Source organism: Sphingomonas sp. PEI4 (assembly GCF_056679955.1).
This window is the reverse complement of the sequence record NZ_CM155258.1, coordinates 1,700,260-1,723,435: the sequence shown is the minus strand read 5'-3', so window position 1 is coordinate 1,723,435 and position 23,176 is coordinate 1,700,260. Positions and strand designations below refer to the sequence as shown.

Annotated in this window: 27 protein-coding genes; 16 read left to right on the top strand and 11 right to left on the bottom strand. The window is 65.1% G+C overall.

What is annotated here, in order from left to right; all coding sequences use genetic code 11:
• The first annotated feature begins 11 nt into the window (after positions 1–11).
• From argF to queE, 4 genes are all read left to right on the top strand, one after another.
• Complete coding sequence (argF, locus tag AC1MLZ_RS07860) at positions 12–929, top strand: ornithine carbamoyltransferase (RefSeq protein ID WP_480961147.1); 918 nt, start codon at positions 12–14, stop codon at positions 927–929.
• 175 nt (positions 930–1,104) lie between these two features.
• Positions 1,105–2,007: an Hsp33 family molecular chaperone HslO gene (hslO, locus tag AC1MLZ_RS07855; protein ID WP_480961146.1), complete on the top strand. Its 903-nt coding sequence runs from the start codon at positions 1,105–1,107 to the stop codon at positions 2,005–2,007.
• A gap of 186 nt (positions 2,008–2,193) precedes the next feature.
• Complete coding sequence (gene queC, locus AC1MLZ_RS07850; RefSeq protein ID WP_480961145.1) at positions 2,194–2,895, top strand: 7-cyano-7-deazaguanine synthase QueC; 702 nt, start codon at positions 2,194–2,196, stop codon at positions 2,893–2,895.
• A gap of 2 nt (positions 2,896–2,897) precedes the next feature.
• Entirely contained in the window at positions 2,898–3,530 is a 633-nt protein-coding gene (gene queE / locus AC1MLZ_RS07845) for a 7-carboxy-7-deazaguanine synthase (protein ID WP_480961144.1), read from the top strand.
• A 122-nt stretch (positions 3,531–3,652) separates the two neighbouring features.
• Here the strand turns inward: queE and AC1MLZ_RS07840 are convergent, their stop codons facing one another.
• The 3 genes from AC1MLZ_RS07840 to lipB form a co-directional block, all read right to left on the bottom strand.
• Positions 3,653–4,357 (bottom strand): hypothetical protein, encoded by a 705-nt coding sequence (locus AC1MLZ_RS07840; protein ID WP_480961143.1) that lies wholly within the window; start codon positions 4,355–4,357, stop codon positions 3,653–3,655.
• Positions 4,358–4,625: 268 nt separating this feature from the next.
• A complete protein-coding gene (locus AC1MLZ_RS07835) occupies positions 4,626–4,892 on the bottom strand; it encodes a hypothetical protein (protein ID WP_055881015.1) in 267 nt (88 codons plus the stop codon).
• An 88-nt stretch (positions 4,893–4,980) separates the two neighbouring features.
• Positions 4,981–5,649, bottom strand: a complete 669-nt coding sequence (lipB, locus tag AC1MLZ_RS07830; protein ID WP_480961142.1) for a lipoyl(octanoyl) transferase LipB — start codon at positions 5,647–5,649, stop codon at positions 4,981–4,983.
• A gap of 118 nt (positions 5,650–5,767) precedes the next feature.
• Here lipB and AC1MLZ_RS07825 point away from each other — a divergent pair, with 118 nt between their 5' ends.
• Both AC1MLZ_RS07825 and AC1MLZ_RS07820 read left to right on the top strand, forming a co-directional pair.
• Complete coding sequence (locus AC1MLZ_RS07825; protein ID WP_480961141.1) at positions 5,768–6,589, top strand: hypothetical protein; 822 nt, start codon at positions 5,768–5,770, stop codon at positions 6,587–6,589.
• A gap of 8 nt (positions 6,590–6,597) precedes the next feature.
• A complete protein-coding gene (locus AC1MLZ_RS07820) occupies positions 6,598–7,338 on the top strand; it encodes a hypothetical protein (protein WP_480961140.1) in 741 nt (246 codons plus the stop codon).
• Between the two features lie 122 nt (positions 7,339–7,460).
• On the opposite strand, the gene AC1MLZ_RS07815 is transcribed toward AC1MLZ_RS07820, so the two are convergent.
• The 3 genes from AC1MLZ_RS07815 to AC1MLZ_RS07805 form a co-directional block, all read right to left on the bottom strand.
• Entirely contained in the window at positions 7,461–8,054 is a 594-nt protein-coding gene (locus tag AC1MLZ_RS07815; protein WP_480961139.1) for a GNAT family N-acetyltransferase, read from the bottom strand.
• Positions 8,055–8,058: 4 nt separating this feature from the next.
• Entirely contained in the window at positions 8,059–8,901 is an 843-nt protein-coding gene (gene hemF, locus AC1MLZ_RS07810) for an oxygen-dependent coproporphyrinogen oxidase (protein WP_480961138.1), read from the bottom strand.
• Positions 8,902–9,089: 188 nt separating this feature from the next.
• Complete coding sequence (locus tag AC1MLZ_RS07805; protein WP_480961137.1) at positions 9,090–9,539, bottom strand: tRNA (cytidine(34)-2'-O)-methyltransferase; 450 nt, start codon at positions 9,537–9,539, stop codon at positions 9,090–9,092.
• A 203-nt stretch (positions 9,540–9,742) separates the two neighbouring features.
• Between AC1MLZ_RS07805 and petA the strand changes: the two genes are divergently transcribed.
• The 5 genes from petA (at position 9,743) to AC1MLZ_RS07780 (ending at position 14,152) form a co-directional block, all read left to right on the top strand.
• Positions 9,743–10,309, top strand: a complete 567-nt coding sequence (gene petA / locus AC1MLZ_RS07800) for a ubiquinol-cytochrome c reductase iron-sulfur subunit (RefSeq protein WP_480961495.1) — start codon at positions 9,743–9,745, stop codon at positions 10,307–10,309.
• Positions 10,310–10,319: 10 nt separating this feature from the next.
• Positions 10,320–11,642 carry a cytochrome b gene (locus AC1MLZ_RS07795; RefSeq protein ID WP_480961136.1) on the top strand — a complete coding sequence of 441 codons (1,323 nt, stop codon included), beginning with the start codon at positions 10,320–10,322 and terminating at the stop codon, positions 11,640–11,642.
• Positions 11,643–11,663: 21 nt separating this feature from the next.
• Positions 11,664–12,506 (top strand): cytochrome c1, encoded by an 843-nt coding sequence (locus AC1MLZ_RS07790; RefSeq protein WP_480961135.1) that lies wholly within the window; start codon positions 11,664–11,666, stop codon positions 12,504–12,506.
• Between the two features lie 148 nt (positions 12,507–12,654).
• Positions 12,655–13,203: an adenine phosphoribosyltransferase gene (locus AC1MLZ_RS07785; RefSeq protein ID WP_480961134.1), complete on the top strand. Its 549-nt coding sequence runs from the start codon at positions 12,655–12,657 to the stop codon at positions 13,201–13,203.
• Positions 13,204–13,456: 253 nt separating this feature from the next.
• A complete protein-coding gene (locus AC1MLZ_RS07780; RefSeq protein ID WP_480961133.1) occupies positions 13,457–14,152 on the top strand; it encodes a hypothetical protein in 696 nt (231 codons plus the stop codon).
• A gap of 259 nt (positions 14,153–14,411) precedes the next feature.
• Here the strand turns inward: AC1MLZ_RS07780 and AC1MLZ_RS07775 are convergent, their stop codons facing one another.
• From AC1MLZ_RS07775 to AC1MLZ_RS07760, 4 genes are all read right to left on the bottom strand, one after another.
• Positions 14,412–14,873 (bottom strand): MaoC family dehydratase, encoded by a 462-nt coding sequence (locus tag AC1MLZ_RS07775; RefSeq protein ID WP_480961132.1) that lies wholly within the window; start codon positions 14,871–14,873, stop codon positions 14,412–14,414.
• A gap of 14 nt (positions 14,874–14,887) precedes the next feature.
• Positions 14,888–16,192 (bottom strand): alkaline phosphatase family protein, encoded by a 1,305-nt coding sequence (locus AC1MLZ_RS07770; protein WP_480961131.1) that lies wholly within the window; start codon positions 16,190–16,192, stop codon positions 14,888–14,890.
• A gap of 159 nt (positions 16,193–16,351) precedes the next feature.
• Positions 16,352–18,061, bottom strand: a complete 1,710-nt coding sequence (locus tag AC1MLZ_RS07765; RefSeq protein ID WP_480961130.1) for a hypothetical protein — start codon at positions 18,059–18,061, stop codon at positions 16,352–16,354.
• Between the two features lie 51 nt (positions 18,062–18,112).
• Positions 18,113–18,481, bottom strand: a complete 369-nt coding sequence (locus AC1MLZ_RS07760; protein WP_480961129.1) for a hypothetical protein — start codon at positions 18,479–18,481, stop codon at positions 18,113–18,115.
• 98 nt (positions 18,482–18,579) lie between these two features.
• Here AC1MLZ_RS07760 and AC1MLZ_RS07755 point away from each other — a divergent pair, with 98 nt between their 5' ends.
• The 4 genes from AC1MLZ_RS07755 (at position 18,580) to AC1MLZ_RS07740 (ending at position 20,524) form a co-directional block, all read left to right on the top strand.
• A complete protein-coding gene (locus AC1MLZ_RS07755) occupies positions 18,580–18,819 on the top strand; it encodes a hypothetical protein (RefSeq protein WP_480961128.1) in 240 nt (79 codons plus the stop codon).
• 148 nt (positions 18,820–18,967) lie between these two features.
• Complete coding sequence (locus tag AC1MLZ_RS07750) at positions 18,968–19,708, top strand: hypothetical protein (RefSeq protein ID WP_480961127.1); 741 nt, start codon at positions 18,968–18,970, stop codon at positions 19,706–19,708.
• Positions 19,709–19,819: 111 nt separating this feature from the next.
• A complete protein-coding gene (locus AC1MLZ_RS07745) occupies positions 19,820–20,011 on the top strand; it encodes a hypothetical protein (protein ID WP_480961126.1) in 192 nt (63 codons plus the stop codon).
• A 111-nt stretch (positions 20,012–20,122) separates the two neighbouring features.
• Positions 20,123–20,524, top strand: coding sequence for an excalibur calcium-binding domain-containing protein (locus AC1MLZ_RS07740; protein ID WP_480961125.1), 402 nt, complete (start codon positions 20,123–20,125; stop codon positions 20,522–20,524).
• 22 nt (positions 20,525–20,546) lie between these two features.
• Here AC1MLZ_RS07740 and ychF read toward each other — a convergent pair whose 3' ends face one another.
• A complete protein-coding gene (ychF, locus tag AC1MLZ_RS07735) occupies positions 20,547–21,644 on the bottom strand; it encodes a redox-regulated ATPase YchF (RefSeq protein ID WP_480961124.1) in 1,098 nt (365 codons plus the stop codon).
• A 335-nt stretch (positions 21,645–21,979) separates the two neighbouring features.
• Between ychF and AC1MLZ_RS07730 the strand changes: the two genes are divergently transcribed.
• Positions 21,980–23,047: an NAD(P)-dependent alcohol dehydrogenase gene (locus tag AC1MLZ_RS07730; protein WP_480961123.1), complete on the top strand. Its 1,068-nt coding sequence runs from the start codon at positions 21,980–21,982 to the stop codon at positions 23,045–23,047.
• The last annotated feature ends 129 nt before the right edge of the window (positions 23,048–23,176 follow it).

Sequence of the window (23,176 nt, the reverse complement as noted above, 5' to 3'; positions counted from 1 at the left end):
GGGGAGGAATTATGCGCCATTTCCTGAATTTGACCGATGCCGGAGCTGTTGGCATCGCCGCGATGCTCGCCGACGCGCTCGATCGCAAAGCCGCACGCGCGGGCTTCACCAAAGGCCGCGCGGACGCCGACGCGCCGCTCGCCGGCCATACGCTCGCAATGGTGTTCGAGAAGAGCTCCACCCGCACGCGCTTTTCGTTCGACATGGCGATCCGCCAGCTAGGCGGCACCTCGATCGTATCCGACGGCGGCTCGATGCAGCTCGGCCGCGGCGAGTCGATCGCCGACACCGCACGCATCCTGTCGGGCTATGTCGACGCGATCATGATCCGCACCGACGATCACGCCAAGATCGAGGAAATGGCGCATTACGCCAGCGTCCCCGTCATCAACGGCCTCACCGACGCGTCGCATCCGTGCCAGATCATGGCCGACCTGCTGACCATCATCGAGAGCGGCAAGGCGCTCCCCGGCCTTAAGGTCGCGTGGCTCGGCGACGGCAACAACGTGCTCGCCTCGATCGTCGAGGCCGCGGGGCTGATGCAGTTCGATGTCGTCGCAGCGTGCCCACAGGGGTTCCAGCCCGAGGAAGAGGCCATCACGCGGTCGTCGGGCAGGGCGCGCGTCGTCTCCGATCCGCGCGAGGCGGTCGAAGGCGCGGACATCGTCGTCACCGATACCTGGATCTCGATGGGTCAGGCACATGCCGAAACCAAGCTGAAGGCGTTGACGCCGTACCAGGTCGACGCCGCGCTGATGGCGATGGCCAAGCCCGACGCGAAGTTCCTCCACTGCCTGCCCGCGCACCGCGAGGAAGAGGTCACGTCGGACGTGATCGACGGCCCGCAGTCGCTGATCTGGCAGGAAGCGGAGAACCGCCTGCATGCACAGAAGTCCGTACTGCGCTGGTGCTTCGGGCAGATCGGTTGAAGGGGTGGTGGTACCACGCCGTTTTACGTCAGCCGCCCCCTCCGTCATCCTAGCGAAAGCTGGGATCTCCCTGTTCGAGCCACGACGCCCGCCAACGGGGATGCCCCAGCTTTCGCTGGGGTGACGGAGGGGGGATCGGGTTGACCCTTCGCGTCCGCTCCCCATCTTTCCTCCGATGAACGACCCCAACATGACCGATCTCGACCGCGCGCTGGCCTTCGCGATTCCCGCCCGCAACGCCCGCGGCCGGATCGTCCGTCTCGGCACCGCGCTCGACCAAGTGCTCGCCGCGCACGCCTATCCCCCCGCGATCGAGAAATTGCTCGCCGAAGCGCTCACGCTCGCCGCGCTGATCGGCTCGACGCTCAAGGATTCGAGCGGCCAGCTGACGATGCAGACGCGCACCGACAACGGCGTCGTGCAGCTGCTCGTCTGCGATTACCGTGGCGGTGAAGTACGCGGCTACATCGAATACGACGCCGACAGGCTCGCCGAAGCGCCCGCCGAGCCGTCGCTGTTCGCATTGTTCGGTGCCGGCTATCTCGCGATCACGTTCGACATGGCGAGCAGCAACGAGCGCTATCAGGGCATCGTCCCGCTCGATGGCGACACGCTGTCGCAGGCCGCGCGGAGCTATTTCACGCAGTCCGAGCAGATCCCGACGATGATCCGCACCGGCATGGCGAAGGGCGCCGACGGTCGCTGCATTTCCGGCGGACTGTTCCTTCAGCACCTCCCCGAAGGCGAGGATGGCCGGGAACGGTTGCATACCAAGCTCGACCATCCGGAGTGGGAGCATGTCGCCACGCTCGGCAACACGATGGGTGTCGACGAACTAACCGATGCGACCCTGCCGTTGGAAACGCTGGTCTGGCGCCTGTTCAACGAAGAAGAGGATGTCCGCATCCTGGCGGACATTCCGATCACGCGCGGGTGTCGCTGCGATCCCGACTATATCAAAGGCGTGATCTCGAAATTCCCGTTGGAGGAGCGGCAGTCGATGGCGGACGAGACCGGCTTCATCATCGTCGACTGCGCCTTCTGCGCGACGAAATTTCCTGTACCCGTAGGCGCTTAACGTCTTCGTCAACCTAAATAGGTAAGAAATTAACGCCCTCTTTACGTATGTTCGGTATAGGGTAGGACGTGCTCTTATTCAGCACTTTTTTTCTCCCTTATGGCGCGGATCCGCGCCAACCTCAGGGGCCGCTCCACCGAGCGGCCCTTTCTTTTTGGCCGCTGCTGGCCTAGCGGACTCCGCATCATGACATCCTCCCCTTATGCGGTCGCCCTTGTATCCGGCGGCCTCGACTCGATGGTATCCGCGGCGATGGCGCGCGAAGCCGGACAGCGCGTGCTCGCGCTGTCATTCGATTATAACCAGCGCCACCGCGTCGAACTCGCCGCCGCACGCCGGATCGCCGACGCGATCGGTGTCGAGCGCCATATCGTCCTGCCGATGGACCTGTCCGCGTTCGGCGGCTCCGCGCTGACCGCCGACATCGACGTGCCCAAGGACGGCGCCGGTACCGAGGACGGCGGCGGCATTCCCGTTACCTACGTTCCCGCGCGCAACACGATCTTCCTCAGCCTCGCGCTCGGCTGGGCCGAAGCGGCAGGCGCGCGCGACATCTATATCGGCGTCAACGCGCTCGATTATTCCGGCTATCCCGATTGCCGCCCCGAGTTCATCGCGGCGTTCGAGGGTCTGGCCGAACTCGCTACCAAGGCCGGTGTCGAGGGCGACCCGTTCCGCATCCAGGCGCCGCTCCAGCACATGACGAAGGCGGATATCGTCCGCGAAGGTACGCGGCTCGGGCTCGACCTTGGGCTGAGTTGGTCCTGCTACGACCCAACGTCCGATGCCAAGCATTGTGGCGAGTGCGACAGTTGCCGGCTTCGGTCACGCGGTTTTGACGAGGCCGGGATCGCCGATCCTACCGTTTACGCCGTGAAGCCCATCTGACCATGAGCTATGCGGTCAAGGAGATGTTCCTGACGCTGCAGGGCGAGGGCGTGAACGCGGGTCGGCGTGCGGTGTTCGTGCGCTTTGCCGGGTGCAATCTCTGGTCGGGCCGCGAACAGGATCGCGCAACTGCGGTGTGCAAGTTCTGCGATACCGAGTTCGTCGGCACCGATGGGCTCGGCGGCGGCAAGTTTGCCGATGCGCAGGCGTTGGCGGATGCGGTCGCGGGGTTTTGGGGCGAGGGGACGACGGATCGGTTCGTCGTACTCACCGGTGGAGAGCCGATGCTGCAGATCGACGACGCGATCGTCGAGGCGCTGCACGGCGCTGGCTTCCGGATCGCGATGGAGAGCAACGGGACGATTCGAGCGCATCCGGGGATCGACTGGGTCTGCATCAGCCCCAAGGCCGGCAGCATCGTCGTCCAACGCACCGGCGACGAACTGAAGCTGGTCTGGCCGCAGCCGGGCACCGACATCGCCGACGTCGAAACCTGGGACTTTGCAAATCTGCTGCTCCAGCCGCTCGACGATCCGCACGCGGACGCGAACCGGGAGGCGTGCGTGGATATGGTGATGCAGCGGCCGCAATGGCGCCTCTCGCTCCAGACACACAAGCTGCTGGGTCTGCGCTGAGGCATTCGGGAGGGCGGGGCAGGCCCTTCAACCCGTTTCTCTTCCCCCGGCCCGTCACCTCAACTTTCGTTGAGGTGATGGGATGAGGCCAGGCATGATCGTAAGTTACAGGTGGTAGCGTCTTACCGCCCGGCGATCCCGACGCCTGCTGGCGGCCAGTTCTGTGCGCCGCACTTCTTGGTGACCCATTCGCCCTTCTTGTTCCAGCAGATCACGTCGAGGCGCGGCATCGCCGCCGTGTCGCGGCCGATGCGACGTGGAAAACGCTGCTCGCCCCAGGGGATCAGGCTGTTGCGCAGCTCCCGCGATCGCGCCAGCGCGACCTCCGAGAAATGGCCGCGCGGCGTGAAGATCGCGTCGCGACCGATCGATGCGGCGGTCTGGCAAAAGCCATATTGGGCAGCGACCGTGGCGAAGCTCGAATAGGTGCGCGTGCCGAACTGGTCGAGTGCGGTCTGGCCGGCCCTCGCCCCCGCCGCCTTGTTCACGCGAAGGAAGTACTTCGTCAGCGTGTCGAACGAGCCTTTCAGCTCCTCGCTATGGTCGGCCAGGATCGAATTGTACGTCGGCACGGTCAGCAGGGTCGGCTCGAACTGGCACTGCAGCGCCGCGACGTTGAGTGCGGCGCGCATATGCCACACCAGCGCAGCCCGCATTTCCGCCGACGTCGCGCCCGGCAGTGCCTGGCCGAGATCGGCCTCTTCACCCGTCACTGCCGCAGCCGAGAAATCGCGCGACTGTAAAAAGAACTGCGCCGACGCCGACTGCGCGGCGACGAGCCCGCTCGACGCCACACAAAGCGCGAGCGCGGTACGCAACACTTTCATTCCAACCTCCCCAGGGGCATTCCAAGGGACCGAATCTAAAGCGTTTCGTGAAAACTCCCAAGCGATTTTAACCTTTTCCGACGACCGCGACCACATCGCCTGCACCGGGCTTCAAAACTCGATTCGTCGCATCCGGAACGACGAGCGGTAGAGCCAAATCGGGGGTATAATGCTCACAACGGAAAAGGGCCGCCCAGTTGCCCGGGCGGCCCTTCACAGCGCGTAACCTGTTGGAAACTACCTGCCGAAGCGGGTAATCTCCACCGGATTACATTGCGTTGTTGGTCATCATGGTGTCGTTCGACATCATCGTGTCGTTCGCCATCATGGTGTCGTTGGCCATCATGCCACCGTTCGACGCGCCGTCGACTGCGGTCATGTTGTCGGTCATGGTGTCCATGCCTTCAGTGGCGTTCATGTCGGTGACCATCGTGTTGTCGGTGGTCGTCTCGGTCTTCGGACCGCAAGCCGAAACGGCAAGTGCTGCGCTGGCGATCAGCGAACCGGTCAGGACCTTGGAAATGAGTGCACGCATGTGGAAGCTCCCTAGATAGAGGATTTGGCTGGCTGCTCGCCCTTAATACCCAAATCGTAGTGGACATTAATCCGATAACGCTTTGTCCTCAAGCCTCGTTTTCTTGAGAACAAGAAACTGTTTCAAGGAAAGCATCGACCGTCAACGCCAAGGCCGCATCGAAGGTTGCAAGGTCGGCCGAAATACCGAGCGATTGCAGGCTGGTAACGCCGAACTCGGGCAGGCCGCAGGGGACGATACCCCCAAAGTGCGACAGATCGGGGTCGACGTTCACCGAGAAGCCGTGGAGCGTCACCCAGCGTCTGACCCGCACCCCGATCGCGCCGATCTTCGCCTCCCGGCCCCGATCGAGCGTCCAGATCCCGACCCGGCCATCGACCGCGAACGCCTCGACGCCGAGTTTGCCCAACGCCGCGATCACCCAGGATTCGAGTGCGTGGACATAGCGGCGGACATCGCGCCCGCGCTTGGTCAGGTCGAGCACGACATAGCCGATCCGCTGTCCCGGCCCGTGATAGGTGTATTTCCCGCCGCGTCCGGTCGGGATCACCGGAAAGCGCGCATCGATCAGGTCGCCCGGCTCTGCGCTGGTGCCCGCGGTATAGACCGGCGGATGCTCGAGCATCCACAGCAGTTCGCGCGCATCGCCTGTCCCGACGGCCGCCGCGCGCGCCTCCATTTCGGCCAGCGCGTCGGCATAGGGCGTCAGGCCGGCGCTGGTCCGCCATTCGATATCGGAGGGGAGGGAGGTGGTCACCGATCCCAATTGCGCACCCGCGCCCCAAGTTGCAACTCCGGCGCGTGTCGCAACCATGTGGTCAAGTGCAGGGGCTTGGGCTAACCCGCGAGCCGAGATCAGCTGGGGAGCAAGGCGCATGGTGAAGATGGGGACGGTCTGGGACCGCACGGTCGAAGTGCTCAACGGGCGCACCGGCATGATCGCGCCTATCGCGCTGCTCGGCATGGTCGTGCCCAGCGTGATCCGCGACGGCTATGTCGCGTTCTCGACGCCGGGGACGATGAGCTTTGCACTGATCGGCGGCGTGCTGGCGATCGGGACGCTGGTCGCGATGCTCTGGTCGCAACTCGCGATCGTCGCGATCGGGACCGATCCCGCCACCGATGCCGCATCCGCACGCCGCCAGGCTGGCGCGCGCGTGCTGCCGGCGCTCGGCATCACCGTGCTGATCACGCTCGTCGCGGTGCTCCTCGTCATACCGCCAGTCATCATCCTGATGCAGTCGGGCTTCAATTTCGCCGCGGCCGCCAGCGGATCGAGCGCGCAGATGACGCCGCCCAGCGCCGGCGCGGCCGGGTTCACTGCGTTGTACGGGCTGGCCTATCTGCTGATCGCGATCTGGATCGGCGCGCGGCTGGTGCTGCTCAACCCGGTCATCCTCAACGAGCGCCGCGGGATCGGTGCGATCCGCCGTTCCTTCCGGCTGACCAAGGGGCTGACGTGGCGGATCATCGGCGTGCTGATCCTGTTCGCGATCGTCATGCTCGTATCCACCTGGGCCGCGCAGTCGGTGACCGGGATCATCTTCCGCCTCGCGCTCGGCGCGAAGGGCATAGCAACCGCGACCTTCCTGTCGGGAATCGTCGCGACGATCGTCACCACCGTCTTCACCGCGCTCGCCGCGGTCTTCACCGCGCAGCTCTATGTCGCGGTCAGAGAGAAACTTCCCCAGGAATGAAATCCCCGATGAAGCTCGATTTCGCGACCGTCCTCACCGATGCCTGGACGCTGTTCAAGCGCGACCGCGACCTGTTGCTGCGGATCGCCGCGCCGTTCCTGTTCCTGCCCGCGTTCGCGCTGGCGCTGGTCGTTCCCGATCCGCCGATGCCGGACGCTGCGGCGAGCAATAACGAGGCGCAGGCGATGGTCTGGGCCGATGCGGTGCAGACCTGGGCGGCGGCGCATGGCGGCTGGTACCTCCTTGCCTATGTGATGAGCTTCTTCGGCACGTCCTTGTTCTACGCGCTCTATCTCGATCGCGAGCATCTCGATCTGCGGCAGGCGTTGACCCGCTGCCTGCGGATCTTCCCGCGCTTCCTGCTGGCGATGGTGATCGTGTCGCTGCCGGCGGGGGCGGGGCTGTTGCTGTACGCGATTCCCGGGCTCTACATCCTCGGCCGGACGATGCTGACCGGTCCCGCCCTTTTCGCCGAGGCACCGCTCGGGGCGCTCGGCGCGATCCGCCGCAGCTTCTTGCTCAGCCGCGGCTCCGGGTTGCCGTTGATGGGGCTGGCGGCGTTCAGCTACATCAGTGGCTGGATCGCCGGCGCGCCGTTCATGATGCTGGATCGTGCCCTGCGCGAGGCGGGCGAGGCCAACCCGGTGGCGCTCGCGATCGTCGACGCTGGCGCCGCGGTGGCTGCAATGGCAGCGGGTGTAGCGATGGCCCTGATCGCCATCTCCGCCTATCGCCGCTTGGCGCGGTAGGCTGCCCCACCACCCCCGTCATGCCGGGCTTGTTCCGGCATCCACCGATCCGCACACTCGACAAAGCTTGGTTTGCGGAACGGTGGACCCCGGAACAAGTCCGGGGTGACGGAGTGGGGGAACTACCCCCGCTTCCCCAGATACGGAATCTGCGGTGCCGTCTCGACCGGCAGCACCCCCGTCGCCCGAGGATCCGGAAACGTCTCGATCGTCCGCTTCACCGCCACGAACCCCTGCGCCCGATAGAAGCCCAGCGCACTCGGGTGATCGAGCGTGCAGGTATGCAGCCACACCCGCTCTACCCCCTTCGTCCAGGCCCGCGCGCAAGCCTCCGCCATCAACCACCGTCCATGACCCTGGCCAGCCAACTCCGGGATCAGCCCGAAATACGAGATCTCGCACGCACCCGCCTCGCGGAAATCGAGTTCGAGCATCCCGACCTCGATCCCCGCCGGATCGAGCACCGCATACACCGCGATTCCCCGATCATGCACGATCGCCGCCAGCGCATCGTCCGCCATCACCAGCCGCGAGAACCACAGCCACGGGCTGCCCACCCGCCGGAACAGCGCGCGGTATTTGTCCAGCGTCGGCCGCTCCCACTTCACCAGCCGCAACCGCGACCCCGGGCTCGGCCGAAGCGGCGGCCGCTTGCGCATCTCCAGCGTCGTGACGATCGTCGCGAGGACGTCGTCGGCAACCGGGATCAGCGCCACCGAATCACGACCACGTAGCGCGAGGCGGCAGGCTCATCAGGATCGCGTCGATGTTGCCGCCGGTCTTCAACCCGAACAAAGTGCCCCGATCATAGACGAGGTTGAACTCCGCGTAGCGCCCGCGCCATTCGAGCATCCGTGCCTCGTCGGCAGCGGTGAACGGCGTATCCATCCGCCGCCGCACGATCCGCGGATAGGCGTCCAGGAACGCTTCGCCGACATCGCGCGTGAAGGCGAAGTTGGTCTCGAAATCGCCATCGAGATGATCGAAGAAAATTCCGCCGACGCCGCGACTGACCTTCCGGTGCGGGATGTAGAAATAGGTCTCCGCCCATTCCTTGAAGCGCGGGTAGTGCGCCGGGTCATGCGCGTCGCACGCCGCCTTCATCGTCGCGTGGAAGTCGGCGGTATCCTCCTCGATCGGCAGCGGCGGGTTGAGATCGCCGCCACCACCGAACCAGCGCTTGGTGGTGTTGAGGAAGCGGCAGTTCATGTGGACGGCCGGCACGTGCGGGTTCGCCATGTGCGCGACCAGGCTGATACCGGTCGCGAAAAACCGCGGGTCTTCGCCCGCACCGTGGATCGACTTGGCGAAGTCGCCTTCGAGGGTGCCGCCGACGGTCGAGACGTTGACGCCGACCTTCTCGAACACCTTGCCCTTCATGACGCCCATCACGCCACCGCCGCCGGGCTCGCCCGACGGATCGCTCCGGTTCCACGGGGTGTATTGGAACGAAGCGTCGGAGCCCGCCTCCCGCTCGATCGCCTCGAACTCCGCACAGATGCGATCGCGGAGGGACTCGAACCATGTTCGGGCGGCGGCTTGCTGGGGGTCGAGTTCGATCATGCCGGGGTCTCTACCAAATCCTCCCCGCAACGGGGAGGGGGCAGACCGCCTGGAAGCGCGACCGTTCTCGAATTTCCGTCATCCTGACGAAAGTCAGGATCCAGAGTACCAAGCGTCGCTCTGTCCGGCTCTGAATCCTGACGTTCGTCAGGATGACGGCGTATGTGGGGAAGCACCACGTGCCATCGCTAAGCTGGCCAGCCACCCGTCTGCCGCAGCGCCTCGGCCGCCACGATTCCCGTCGCCACCGAAATATTCATCGACCGCAACCCAGGCCGCATCGGGATCAGCACGCGCACATCGGCGCGCGCGTGGACCTCATCAGGCACCCCGGCCCCCTCACTCCCCATCAACAACACGTCGTCTTCGCGAAACTCCGCCACATCCAGCCGCACCGCGCCCTTCGTCGTCAACAGCACGATCCGCCCCTGCACCTGTCCCAGGAACGCCTCCCAATCGACATGCCGCACCACGTCGACCACGCCGACATAGTCCATGCCCGAGCGCGCGACGGCCTTATCGCTCCAGGTGAATCCCATCGGTTCGATCAGGTCGACGCCGATTCCCATGCACGCCGCGGTGCGCAGGATCGCGCCGACATTTCCGGCGATATCGGGTTGGTAGAGGGCAATACGCATGCCCGATCCCCTAGCGCAGCGAGGTCCCAGGGGTAACCCAAAGCAAAATGCAGTTGGCAAACCGTCGTCCCGCCGTCTATCAGATCGCAGCCTCCGTGGGGACGGTCGGGCGGAATGGGCATATGGTTTCGCGAAACCGAAAGCCCAGTCGGCCACGAAAAAAATAACGTGCAAGGGCGAGATGAATGGCGACAGTCGACGACATGGTTCCTCCCGGCGAATCGCCAGAGCCGTTTCACGAAGAGGCCCATGACCCTCGCCGCCGTGATTTCATCAATATCGCAGCCGTCTCGTTCGCCGGCGTGGGCGCGGTCGCGATCGTCCTGCCGCTGATCAACCAGATGAACCCCTCGGCGGACGTGCTCGCACAGTCGACCACCGAGATCGACCTGTCGAAGATCCTCCCCGGCCAGGCGATCAAGACCAGCTTTCGCAAGCAGCCCCTGTTCGTGCGCAACCTGACGCCCAAGGAAATCTCGGAAGCCGACGCGGTCGATATCTCGACGCTGCGCGATCCGCAGACGCTCGAGGAGCGGACCAAGGCGGGCAAGAAGAACTGGCTGATCACGCTGGGCGTCTGCACGCATCTCGGCTGCGTCCCGCTCGGCGCCGGCGAGGGCGAGAACAAGGGCCCGTTCGGCGGCTATTTCTGCCCGTGCCACGGCTCGGCCTACGACACCGCCGCGCGCATCCGCAAAGGCCCCGCACCGACCAACCTGCTCGTGCCGGATTACGCCTTCAATTCCGACACCGTCGTCACGGTAGGCTGAGGAAAACACCATGAGCTTTCCCTGGGCCAAGCAATACGAACCGAAGCTGCCGCTGACGCGGTGGCTGGATGAGCGGCTTCCCGTTCCCCGGCTCGTCTATAACGCGGTCGGCGCCGGATATCCGGTGCCGCGCAACCTCAATTATTTCTGGAACTTCGGTGTCCTCGCCGGCGCCGCGCTCGCGATCCAGATCATCACCGGCATCGTGCTCGCGATGCATTACGCCGCCAACGGTGCGGTCGCCTTCGACTCGGTCGAGAGCATCATGCGCGACGTCAACGCCGGCTGGTTCCTGCGCTACGCCCACGCGAACGGCGCCTCGATGTTCTTCATCGTCGTCTACACGCACATCTTCCGCGGGCTCTATTACGGCTCGTACAAGGCGCCGCGCGAGATGGTGTGGCTGCTCGGCGTGGTCATCTTCCTGCTGATGATGGCGACCGCGTTCATGGGCTATGTGCTCCCCTGGGGCCAGATGAGCTTCTGGGGCGCGCAGGTCATCACCGGGTTCTTCTCGGCGATCCCGCTGGTCGGCGACACCATCCGCATCTGGCTGCTCGGCGGATTCGCGCCGGACAACGCCGCGCTCAACCGCTTCTTCTCGCTGCATTACCTGCTGCCGTTCGTGATCGCGGGCGTCATCATCCTGCACATCTGGGCGCTGCACATCCCAGGCTCGAACAACCCGACCGGCGTCGACGTGAAGGGCGAACAGGACACCGTGCCGTTCCACCCCTACTACACCGCCAAGGACGGCTTCGGGCTCGGCATCTTCCTGCTGGTGTTCGCAGGGCTGCTGTTCTTCTTCCCGAACTATCTCGGCCACGCCGACAATTACATCCCGGCAAACCCGCTCTCGACGCCCGCGCACATCGTCCCCGAATGGTATTTCTGGCCGTTCTACGCGATCCTGCGCGCCTTCACCGCGGACTTCATCCTGCCGGCCAAGCTCTGGGGCGTGCTGGCGATGTTCGGCTCGATCCTGCTGCTGTTCTTCCTGCCCTGGCTGGACAGCTCACCGGTCCGCTCGAACAATTATCGCCCCAAGGCGCGGATCGCGTTCTGGGTGCTGGTCGTCGACATCTTCGTGCTCGGCTATTGCGGTGGCGCGCCGGCAACGGCGACCTACGTGATCCTGAGCCAGATCTGCGCGGCCTATTACTTCGCGCATTTCCTGATCATCCTGCCGATCATCTCGCGCTCCGAGCGTCCGCGGCCGCTGCCCAACTCGATCACTGAGGCCGTCCTGGCCAACCATGGTGGCACGAGCCCGGCCCAGACCGCGCTGTCGACGGCGTCCGCGCCGCCCTCCACGCCGCACGCCGCGCACTGATACGAACTAGAGGACACACACATGGTTCGTCTCATCGCATCCCTGGTCGGCGCGGCCTTCGTGCTGGTGCTCGGCATCGCGCTCTTCGGCAGCGTGGCGGGGGTCATCACCGATCCCGTCGCGCCGACCGCAGAGAGCGTCGCGCACAAGCACCCGAAGGAACTCGAGCTCGCCTCCAACGGCGTGTTCGGCAAGTTCGACCGTCGCCAGCTCCAGCGCGGGTTCCAGGTCTACAAGGAGGTCTGCGCCGCCTGCCACTCGCTGCGCCTCGTGTCGTTCCGCGACCTGGAAAAGATCGGCTATTCGGAGCCCGAGGTTAAGGCGATCGCCAACCAGTGGGTGATCGAACAGCCCTCGATCAATCCTGAAACCGGCGAACCGGCAACGCGGAAAAACATCCCATCGGATCGCTTCCCGTCGCCGTTCGCGAACGAGATCGCCGCCCGCGCCGCGAACAACAACGCGCTGCCGCCCGATCTCTCGCTGATCACCAAGGCACGCGAGGAGGGCACCGCCTACGTCCACTCGCTGCTGACCGGCTATACGAGGCAGCCGGCCGCGCTGCTGAAGGAATTCCCGGACATCAAGACGCCGCCGGGCCTCCACTACAATCCGTATTTCGCGAACCTCAACATCGCGATGCCGCCGCCGCTGACGTCCAACGGTCAGGTGACCTATGCGGACGGCACCAAGCCGACGATCGATCAGATGTCGACCGACGTCTCCGCGTTCCTGACCTGGACCGCCGAGCCCAATCTGGAGGCACGCCATGCCGCCGGGTTCGCGTCGATCATCTTCATCCTGATCTTCTGCGGCCTCGCCTGGGGCGCATACCAGAACGTCTGGCGCGACATGAAGCATTGATGGTGGCTAGGCTCCCGCGGTAAGGGCGCACGGATAGAGGGAGCGGCGGACGGGTGACAAGCCCGATCCGCCGCTTTCGTTTTGGCAGGGACGCGGCGCTCGCGTTTCGGCCCATCCGCCGCCTCCGCGCGGAAGAAGGGAACGATCCATGTCCGATTTCGCCGAGCAGAATGCCGATCTCAAGGCCCTGATCCGCACCATCCCGGACTTCCCCAAGCCTGGCATCCAGTTCCGCGACATCACGACCTTGCTGCTAGACCCGCAGGGCTGGGCTACCGCGATCGAACGCATGGTCGCAGCGGTTTCCGGCCCCGTCGATCTGGTCGCCGGCATCGAAGCCCGCGGCTTCCTCTTCGCCGCAGCACTCGCCGCACCGCTCAAGGCCGGCGTCCTGCTGATCCGCAAGGACGGCAAGCTCCCCGGCGCCACGATCGCCGAGGACTACGCACTCGAATACGGCACCGACCGCATCGCGATTCACGCCGACGCCTTCGCCCCCGGCGCGCGCGTCCTGCTGGTCGACGACCTGATCGCCACCGGCGGCACCGCCCGCGCGGCGGTCCGCCTGCTCCACAAGGCGGGCGCGGTCGTCACGCAGGCGCAGTTCCTGGTCGACCTTCCCGAGCTAGGCGGGGCAGACGCGCTACGCTCGGACGGCATCGAAGCAACCGCCCTGATCCACTTTCCCGGGCACTGACCACGCGCTTACGCGAGAGCCCACCAGTCTTGTTCCCTCGCGGACGCGGGGGCCCAGTTAAATACCGTGGTGCACCGCTACCCTGGACCCCCGCGTTCGCGAGGGAATAGTCAGGGGAGGGCCTCCGGGCTTGTTCAAGCTCCCGGAAGCCAAATCCCGTCAGACCCCATTCATGGAACTTGCGACATAAGGACTCCGTTGTGCGATGAATGGCGGCGCGTAGTGGCCGCTCTCCACGTACGGGAGAACATCCATGTTTTTGAAGCGCTTCGGCATTATCGGCCTGGCCCTGGGTCTCGGATTGGGCGTCGCGGGCTGCACCGACGGTTACGGCTATGGCGGCGCGGGCGTCGGCTATGCCAGCGACCCCTATTATGGCGGCGGATACGGCAATGGCTATTACGGCGCGGGCTATGACGGCTTCGCGGGCTATGGCGGCCTGAATTCCTATTACGGCTGGAGCGGTGACTATTATTATCCCGGCTCGGGCGTCTACGTCTACGATCGCTACCGTCGCCCGCATCGCTGGAACGGCAACCAACAGCGCTATTGGCAGGGTCGCCAGCAATATCGCGGCAACCGCAACGACGGCGGCCGTGGCAATTGGGGCGGCTTCGGCAACCGCGGTGGTCGCGGCGACAATGGCTGGCGCGGCAACCGCCCAGGCTATCAGGGCAATCCCGGCACGCCCGGTCAGGGTCAGTTCGGCAACCGCGGTCCTGGTCGTGGCCCCGATCGCGGCCGTGGTCCCGGTCGCGGCCAGTTCGGTCAACCCGGCCAGCCCGCGCAGCCCGGCCAGGTCACGAGTCCACGGCAGCCCCAGGCCCAAGGCGGCTTCCGCGGCAATCGCGGCGACGGTGCATTCCGAGGCAACCGCGGCGGCGGCCAACGCTTCGGCGGTGGACGTCAGGGCGGCGGCAACCGCGGCGGCGGCCGTCCAGCGCAATAGCTGGAGAAGGTTTGGTTCACGCGAAGGCGCAAAGGCGCGAAGAGAAGGGTGAGGTTTCACGCGGAGACGCGGAGACGCGGAGAGTAGTTTAGGGCACGGGCGGCGAGCCTCTGTGATGGCAGCGAAGCTCACCCGAAGCGTTGCCATTCAAAAAATCTCTCCGCGCCTCCGCGCCTCCGCGCGAACAAACCTTCTCTTGCGCCTTCGCGCCTTCGCATGGATTATTACGCCGTCTGACCGATACCCAGCCGCCCGCTAATCAACCGACCGGCGCGTCCGTGGGGCGTGTAGCTACAAGTCCGTTAGACACGAACGTCATCACCATCACGTCGTCCTGATTGAACACCCGCATCCGGCTCTTGAAGATCCCCATCTCGGGCCGACTCGCCGACACGCGTTTCTCCAGGATCTCGGTCTCGCAGCGCAAGGTGTCCCCCGGATACACCGGCTTCACCCATTTCAGTTCGTCGATCCCCGGCGACCCGAGCCCAGCCTGCCGGTTCTCCTTCAGGTTCGCGACCACCATCGACATCACCATCGCGCACGTATGCCAGCCGCTCGCCGACAACCGCCCGAAATGCGTCTGTGCAGCAGCCTCGTCGGACAAGTGAAACGGCTGCGGATCGTATTTCGCGGCGAAGTCCATCACCTCCTCGCGGGTGACCTCATAGCGCCCGAACGACGCGGTCCGACCGACCTCGATATCCTCGAAATACTGCACGCAGGCCTCTCCTCTTATCGTTGCATCACCTTTTGGAAGGGTGCAGCGGTGCCGTCCAGCCCCGCCTCGGCCGGCAACCCGATCAGATCGCGCAGCAAGGGCTCGATCGCGACATTGTCGAAGCTCGGGATCGTCTTGCCGCGAACGAACGCCGGCCCGTTGGCGATGAACAGTGCGCGCATCTCCGGCGCCATGTTGTCATAGCCGTGCATCCCGCCGGCCGAAGCCTTGGTCGGCGCACTCGCATCGACCCGCCAGCCGACATCGGCGAGACACAGATAGCTCGGCACCCGCGGGTTGCGCCCATAATGGAACCGCGCCGGAATCTCCCCCTTCCGCCAGCATTGCAGGTGATCGTGTGGCTTCAGCAACCGCGCCTCCAGCGCCGCCTCATGCCCCGGCACCGCGAACAAGGTCGCGTACGGCCCCATCTCGACGGTGCGATAGTCGGCCTTGTCCGCAATCGTATCGAGCGCCACGACGCGCGTGCTGCTCGTCGCCGCCATCCCGTGATCCGCGACGATCACCAGGTTCGCCGGCTGCCCAAGCGCGGCCAACCCGTCGACCAGCGCGCCGATGCTCGCATCGACATCCGCCACCGCCTGGGTCACGCCCGCACTGTCCGGCCCACCCGCATGACCCGCGCTGTCGACCGTATCGAAATACAGCGTCACCAGCTTCGGCCGGATGGCCGCCGGTCGCCGCATCCAGTCGAGCACCGCGTTCACCCGCTGCGTACCCGACACCTGCTGGTTGAACTGTTGCCAGTCCTCCGGCCGCGTACCGCCCTCAATCGCACCATGACTGTTCGGTTTGGCGGTGCCGCCGACCGCGATGTTCGCGCCCGGCCAGAACATCGTCGCGGTCCGGATCCCCGCCTTCTCCGCATCGACCCAGATCGGCGAACTCCCGTTCCACCAGAACGGATCGTCCGTCGCCATCGTGAATGTCTCGCCCGGCCGCGCCGGATCTTCCATCTTGTTACCCACGATCCCGCTGCGATCGGGCCGCAGCCCGGTCACCAGCGTCCAGTGATTGGGAAAGGTGACGCTGGGAAACGACGGCCGCATGCTCGCGAACACCCCGTCGGCGCGCAGCCGGTTGAGGTTCGGACTGACGCCGCGGTCGAGGTAGTCCGGACGGAACCCGTCGATCGACACGAGAATCGTAACCGGCGCCCGAGCCTCGCCCAGCATCGCAGCCGCCACCGTCGAGGCGGGGGCGGGCGCGGTGATCGGCGCAAGGGCAGGGGGCGTGTACGGATACGCACACCCGGCGAGTGCCAGCCCCAGAAATGCGAGCACAGTCGTCTTCATCATAACCGTTCGTCCCGAGCAGGTGCCGACTTCGCGCGATCCCTACTCGGCACGACCGGTGAGGGAAACCCGTTCGCGGCTCCTCTCCCGCTTCCTTGTTCTCCCGCGAAGGCGGGAGCCCAGACTGGGTCCCCGCCTTCGCGGGGAAACATTGGAGGTCGTCTACAACCCCACCGCCAGCTTGCTGAACAGCGTCCAACTCACCGGCGTCTTCCCATACGCCGCCTCCAGCGCCGCCGGCTTGGCATACGCCGCCACGGTCCCCCCGAGCGCCAACCCCAGCGGCCCGACGATCGGCAGCCGGTACGCATACCCGACCTCCGCCTTCGTCACCCGGAACTTCCGATCATGCAGCGGATCGTCGTGATCGGGAAAAAGCTCGTCGTTCGCCACGTTCTCGACCCGCCCGAACACCGCATGCCGAGCCGAAAGCTCATACGTAACCTCCGCCAGGAACGCGCTCAGCTTCTCCCCCGGCACCCGGTCCTTGAGACTATACGCAAACGTCGTCGCCAGCCCGCCCCGCGCATATTGCACGCTCGCGGTCGAGCGGTTCTCGTCCTCGCCCGGATGCTGCGCCTCGGGCTCCTTCAGCCGCCCATGGCTCACCTGCACCGCCCAGAACGGCGACGGCGTCCACGTCCCCCGCACGCTCCACGAATCGAGCCGCGGCGTCTCGATCCCCCAGCGATGCTCGTCCGGCTCGCGGCCCTTGAACGCCGAAGCCTCCAGCTGGAAAGCAGGCGTCGCATACCCCGCCGTCACCACGCCGTAGGTGATGTGCGTCGAATCGAACCAGTGATGCGTGATCGGCGACATCGGCTGATACCGCGCCGACCCCCGGTGCATGAACGCGCTCGGCCCCAGCGCCGGCTCGCCGACCGGCCCGCCATACAGGAACAGCGTCGCCCCGTTCCCGAGTCGGTAGTCGACTTTGGCGGCAAGCTCCATGAACAGGTCGTGCGGATGCTGCCGATCGACCAGCGGCCGGTCTTTCGCCAGCTCGCCCGTCGCGAACAAATTGGTGTAGCCGCGCGCACCCATCAAAGGCTCGAGGCTGTTCATAGCCCGCAGCTGGATATGCCAGCGGTCGCCCAGATCGCGATCCGCCATCAGCATCGCCATCGACTGCACGAACGCCTCGCTCCTTCCGCGCGGCCCCCCCTGGTCGGTCGCGACGCCCCACGCATAGCCATGCGCCATCAGCATCCACTCGCCCGCCTGCGTCATATACCCACGCATCGGCCCCTCGGCGGCCGGCAGCCGCGACGTACCGCTACCCTGGCTGTAGAAGCCGGCGGACGTCCCCATCGCCATCCCGGCCATCGCCGAACCCGCCGGCATCTTCGCCACCGCCGCATCGGACGCCGCGCGATAGACGGGGTCCACGATCATCGCGTGCCCCATCGCCCCATGATCCATCGCCATCCCGGGCATTGCCCCGTGATCCATCTGCGCATGATCCATCCCCGGCATGGCGTCCGGCGTCGCAGACGGCGCGGCCGGAGTCGGCGGCGCGACCGGAGCAGGGTGGCCCATCGCCGAATGGTCCATCGTCGAATGATCGACAGCCCCCCCAGACTGCGACGGACGAGCCGCCGGGGCAGCCGAACGCGCACCCGCCCGTTTAGCCACCGGCTGCGACTTGGCCTTCTTCACCGTCTTCTTGGGGGCCGCATCCGGCATCGTCATGCCCGGCATGGACATGGAATGTTGCGCCACCGCGCCGACGGGCAGCATCGCCCCCACGACACCGCCCGCAAGCAGCATCGCCCTCACGGCACCAGCCGCGAGAAACCTCGCCCCCGCGGCATCAGCCGCGAGAAACCTCGCCCCCGCGGCATCAGCCGCGAGAAACCTCGATCGAGTCATTAGTATATCCTTGGAAAAGCCTGAAAATCACGGCGCGTCAGCACCCGACGATCAAGCCTCTCGCGGAGGCCGCAAAGCCGGCGCGACGCCAGCCCCAAGATCCAGCACCGGCACCCGCTCGGTCACCATAGCCGGCTCCCGCAACGCCACGCCGAGAACCCGAGCGCCATTCCAGTTCGAAGGCGGCACGCACCCGATACAGCCATGCAGTGGCGTAGCTTTCCGATCGGGCGCCTCGTGATCCGGCCGATGCTCCGACCCGTGATCCGACATGGCCTCCTGCGCGCGCATATCCATCCCGGCCATGTCCATGACGACAGCCTTCCCACGAGGCGCAGACGCATCATGACACGCCGCCGGCGCCACCGCAGGAAACGCAAAAGCAGCAAGGAGCAAAGCCAGGATCAGGCGCGCGAGCATGCCCCCGGTCTAACCCCCCGCACGGCCCGCCACAACTACGCAGTCTCCGCGCAAACCGCAGCCTTGCCCGAAAGCCGCGAAAGGTTCAGCCTTCGCCCATGAAGACCCCAACGCACCCCGAACGAACCAAAACCCTGGGCACCCCCGCCGCCAAAGTCTCGATCCGGATCGGCAAACGCACGACATTCGACGCCTCGGTCACAACCGTCGGCCTGCTGTCGGTCGGCGCCCTCGTATCCGGCATCCTCCTGTCCAGCGCCGTCATAGTCGCCGCAGCAGGTCGCAAGGCCGCAAGACGGCCGCTGGCCTTGCCTGATCACACCAAGACCGACGGCTAACGCCCAAGCTCAGCCATTCGCCCGGCTTTTTTCGATCCGGGTTGCGGACGTTCAGCAATGAGGCCAGTCTTGGGCTTATGGCGCGAGCTACCGCTTCGCTGCTTTCGTCGATCACGACCGGGTGGCAGGCGCTCCAAGGACGAGGCCCATGCCAGTCACAAAGGATCTCAACAGGCTCCAAATGATGGCAAGCAGTCCGTTGTCAGAGCCTGACTGGGCTGGGTTCCAGCGTTACCTCGATTTCCGTGCGAAGGGCCTGCGCAGAGCGGCAATGGAAGCGCTTCATTCATTCGTACTCGATGTTGAGCGTTGGGACTTCGAGAAGCGGAAGTCGTTCGTTAGCTGGGTGTCCAATCGCGCTACCGATTTTGCGGATCAGGGGCTTCTGATTTCGAACGAGTTGCTTACCCATGTGGTCGGCCCGACCATACGGGAGTGGCTGCCGCGTGAGCCGGGCTCGTCGTTCGCCCATTACCTTGCGGGAAAGTATTGTCGCGGTGAAGACGGGGACCCGCTGCCGCTCGATGCGTTCCGCCGATCCGTCACGCTTGACCCTTCCTTTCAGCAGGCGCGGCATGCGTTCATCGATTGGGTCAGCGTACACGCCGAGAAGAACCAACACGAGCTTCCATACTATGGGTATCTCGGCCCGGCGGACGAGGATGCGTGCGATTTGGCGGAGGCGCTACGGATGCTTCTTGAAGTCGAACATTCGCTATGGCGCAAAACCAAGCAGACTGAACTCACCGAGCTTTTTGAAGCGGCAACGGCATGGCAGCGGTTCAAACAATCGGGCGATCGAGACTTCGTTAGCTGGTGCGAAGCGAATGACGGGCCTTTGCGGTTCGTGACGTTCGCCGTGCCAGTCGAGACGAGCGGGCCGTCTTGATCGCCGTTCCCAAATGGGAAAGCTGAGACCAGAACGCCCAATGACGGACGTTTAAAGGGAAGTATGCCGCTCCCTATTGCGGACGGTCATTCATTCGGTATCGTCGCGAAGATGACCGGCAAAGCAGACATCTCGGCTCGGATCGCGGCGATCTGCTACACGCTCGTCATCATCGCAATGGTATGGTTTACGTTTGCGTTCTTTGGATTTGAACTTGGAGGTGACGTAGGCGGGTCAATCGTGTTCGCACTGATCGCGCTATCTCCGATCCCCGTCTGCATTCTTTGCTTCCGAAGAGATTAGCCGCCCTTCCGCTGTCCTCTCCATGGGAGACATCGCGCCTTTGCCGTCTCACCCCGAAGACAGCAGCCACCGATAAATATTCGTCAACCATTACGCCCGTATGGTGGCGCCATGGAGCGTTCCTTTATCGCGGTCACGGCGATCGCCTCGACATTGATGTTTGCCGGTGTCTGGAAAGCCACGGCGCCGACATCGACTCCATCCCCCGCTATCGCCGATACCAAAGCGGCGCCGGATACGGCGGTTGCCGTGCCGCCGACGTTGCGGCGTCATGTCGCCGCGCCAACCCGGCCAGTCTTCGATGCCGAGCCCTACAACGTCGCTCGACCGGCTTTTGGATCATCGCCATCGGCCCGCCATTCAACCGGCGGCGGGTCGAAAAGCTCGGTCTTCTACAGCGGATGTCGTGAAGTGCGCGCGGCGGGGGCCGCGCCGCTCCACCGCGGCCAGCCGGGCTATCGTGCCGGCATGGACGGTGACGGCGACGGGATAGCCTGCGAAAACTATCGCTGACCCCACCGCCGCTGCCAAACCCTCAGCTATGCAGGAAGTGCATCACGTCGCCGTCCTGGACGACGTACGCCTTGCCTTCCGCGCGCAGCTTGCCCGCCTCGCGCGCCTTCGATTCCCCACCGAGCGAGATGAAATCGTCGAACGCGATCGTCTCGGCGCGGATGAAGCCCTTTTCGAAATCGCCGTGGATCTCGCCCGCAGCCTGAGGCGCGGTCGCGCCCGCGTGGACGGTCCAGGCGCGTGCTTCCTTCGGGCCGACCGTGAAGAACGTCAGCAGGTGGAGCAGCTTGTACCCGGCGGTGATGACGCGCGCGAGGCCGGTCTCCTCCAGCCCCAGCTCGCCGAGGAACTCGCCGCGATCTTCGGCCGGCATCGTCGCGATCTCCGCCTCGATCGCCGCCGACACCACGACCGCCTCGGCACCCTCGGCCGCCGCCTTCGCGAACACCCGCGCCGACAGCGCGTTGCCGTCCGCCGCATCGCCCTCGCCGACGTTGCACACGTAAAGGACGGGTTTCGCGGTCAGCAGCTGCGCCTGTGCGAACACCCGCGCCTCGTCCTCGTCCTTCGGCACGGTCAGCCGCGCGGGCTTGCCTTCGCGCAGCAGTTCGAGCGCCTGGCCAAGCACGGCGGCGCCGATCTTGGCTTCCTTGTCGCCCTGCATGCCCTTCTTGGCGAGGTTCGGCACGCGCTTCTCGAGGCTTTCGAGGTCGCTCAGCATCAGTTCGGTATCGACCGTCTCGGCGTCGGCGATCGGATCGACCTTGTTGTCGACATGCGTCACGTCGCCGTCCTCGAAGCAGCGCAGCACATGGACGATCGCGTCGACCTCGCGGATGTTGCCGAGGAACTGGTTGCCGAGCCCTTCGCCCTTCGACGCGCCGCGCACCAGCCCGGCGATGTCGACGAACCCCAACTGCGTCTCGATGATCTTCTGCGATCCGGCGATCTTGGCCAGTGCATCGAGCCGCTTGTCGGGCACGCCGACGTTGCCGACGTTCGGCTCGATCGTGCAGAACGGATAGTTCGCCGCCTGCGCCGCGGCCGTCTCGGTCAGCGCGTTGAAGAGAGTGGACTTGCCGACGTTCGGCAGCCCCACGATGCCGCAGCGAAAACCCATGATATGCCTTTAGTTTGAGATTGGGGTGTAAGAATGTGCGCGCGCTTTAGGACAGGGCGGGCAGGAAGGCCAGCATTCGCCCATCACCCCCCGTCATGCCGGGCTCGTTCCGGCATCCACGGTTCCGCACGCTTGAAAGACGTAAGTACGCGGCACGGTGGACCCCGGAACAAGTCCGGGGTGACGGACGCTTGGGGCAGGCGCACTCAACACGCCAGGCCATGATCGACTCACTCGATTGCCGCATTGCAGCAAAATCACCCTACCGCTCGGTAGATATCTCGATCCTCATGCGGTATATCCTTGTCTTAGCTACCAAAAGATCGGGAATACCCATGACCATCACTGCCAACGGCTTCGCCGCGCAATCCGCCGACACCCCGCTAGCACCCTTCTCGTTCGAGCGCCGCGCGCCCGGCAAGACCGACGTCGCGATCGACATCCTGTTCTGCGGCGTCTGCCATTCCGATCTCCACACCGTGCGAGGCGAATGGGGCGGCACGCTCTACCCGTGCGTCCCCGGCCACGAAATCGTCGGCCGCGTCAGCGCCGTCGGAGACGACGTGACGAACTTCAAGGTCGGCGACATCGCCGGCGTCGGCTGCATGGTCGACAGCTGTGGCCATTGCCCGTCCTGCACCGACGGCGAGGAGCAATATTGCGAAACGACCGGCTTCGTTGGCACCTATAATGGCCCCGATCCCGTACTCGGCGGTCACACGTTCGGCGGCTATTCGGATCACATCGTTGTCGATCAGGGTTTCGTCCTGAAGGTCACGCATCACGAGCGCGATCTCGCCGCGGTCGCGCCTTTGCTCTGCGCCGGCATCACCACCTACTCGCCGCTGAAGCACTGGAAGGTCGGCCCCGGCCAGAAGGTCGGCATCGTCGGTCTCGGCGGCCTCGGCCACATGGGCGTCAAGATCGCCAACGCGATGGGCGCCGAGGTCTATGTGTTCTCGACCTCGCCGAACAAGCGCGAGGACGCCAAGCGTCTCGGCGCAAAGGACCTGATCGTCTCGAAGGACGAGGACGCGATGGCCGAACACGCCAACAGCTTCGACTTCATCCTAAACACCGTTGCGGCGAGCCACAACCTCGACGCGTTCACCGCCCTGCTGAAGCGCGACGGCACGATGACGCTGGTCGGCGTCCCCGAGCATCCGCATCCGTCGCCCTCGGTCGGCAACCTCATCTTCAAGCGCCGCGCGATCGCCGGCTCGCTGATCGGCGGCATCGCCGAGACGCAGGAGATGCTCGATTTCTGCAACGAGCACGGCCTGGTCTCGGACATCGAGATGATCCGCATGGACGAGATCGAGCCGTCCTACGAGCGCATGGTGAAGAGCGACGTGAAGTACCGCTTCGTCATCGACATGGCCTCGATGCCGACGGCGGGCTGATTGGGCAGGGGCGGCGCTCGCCGAGTGCCGTCCCTGCTAAATAAGCGCTACCGTTCTCCTGCGAACGCAGGAGCCCAGGGTCAGGAACGTCGCACCATTTAACCCTGGGTTCCTGCGTTCGCAGGAAAA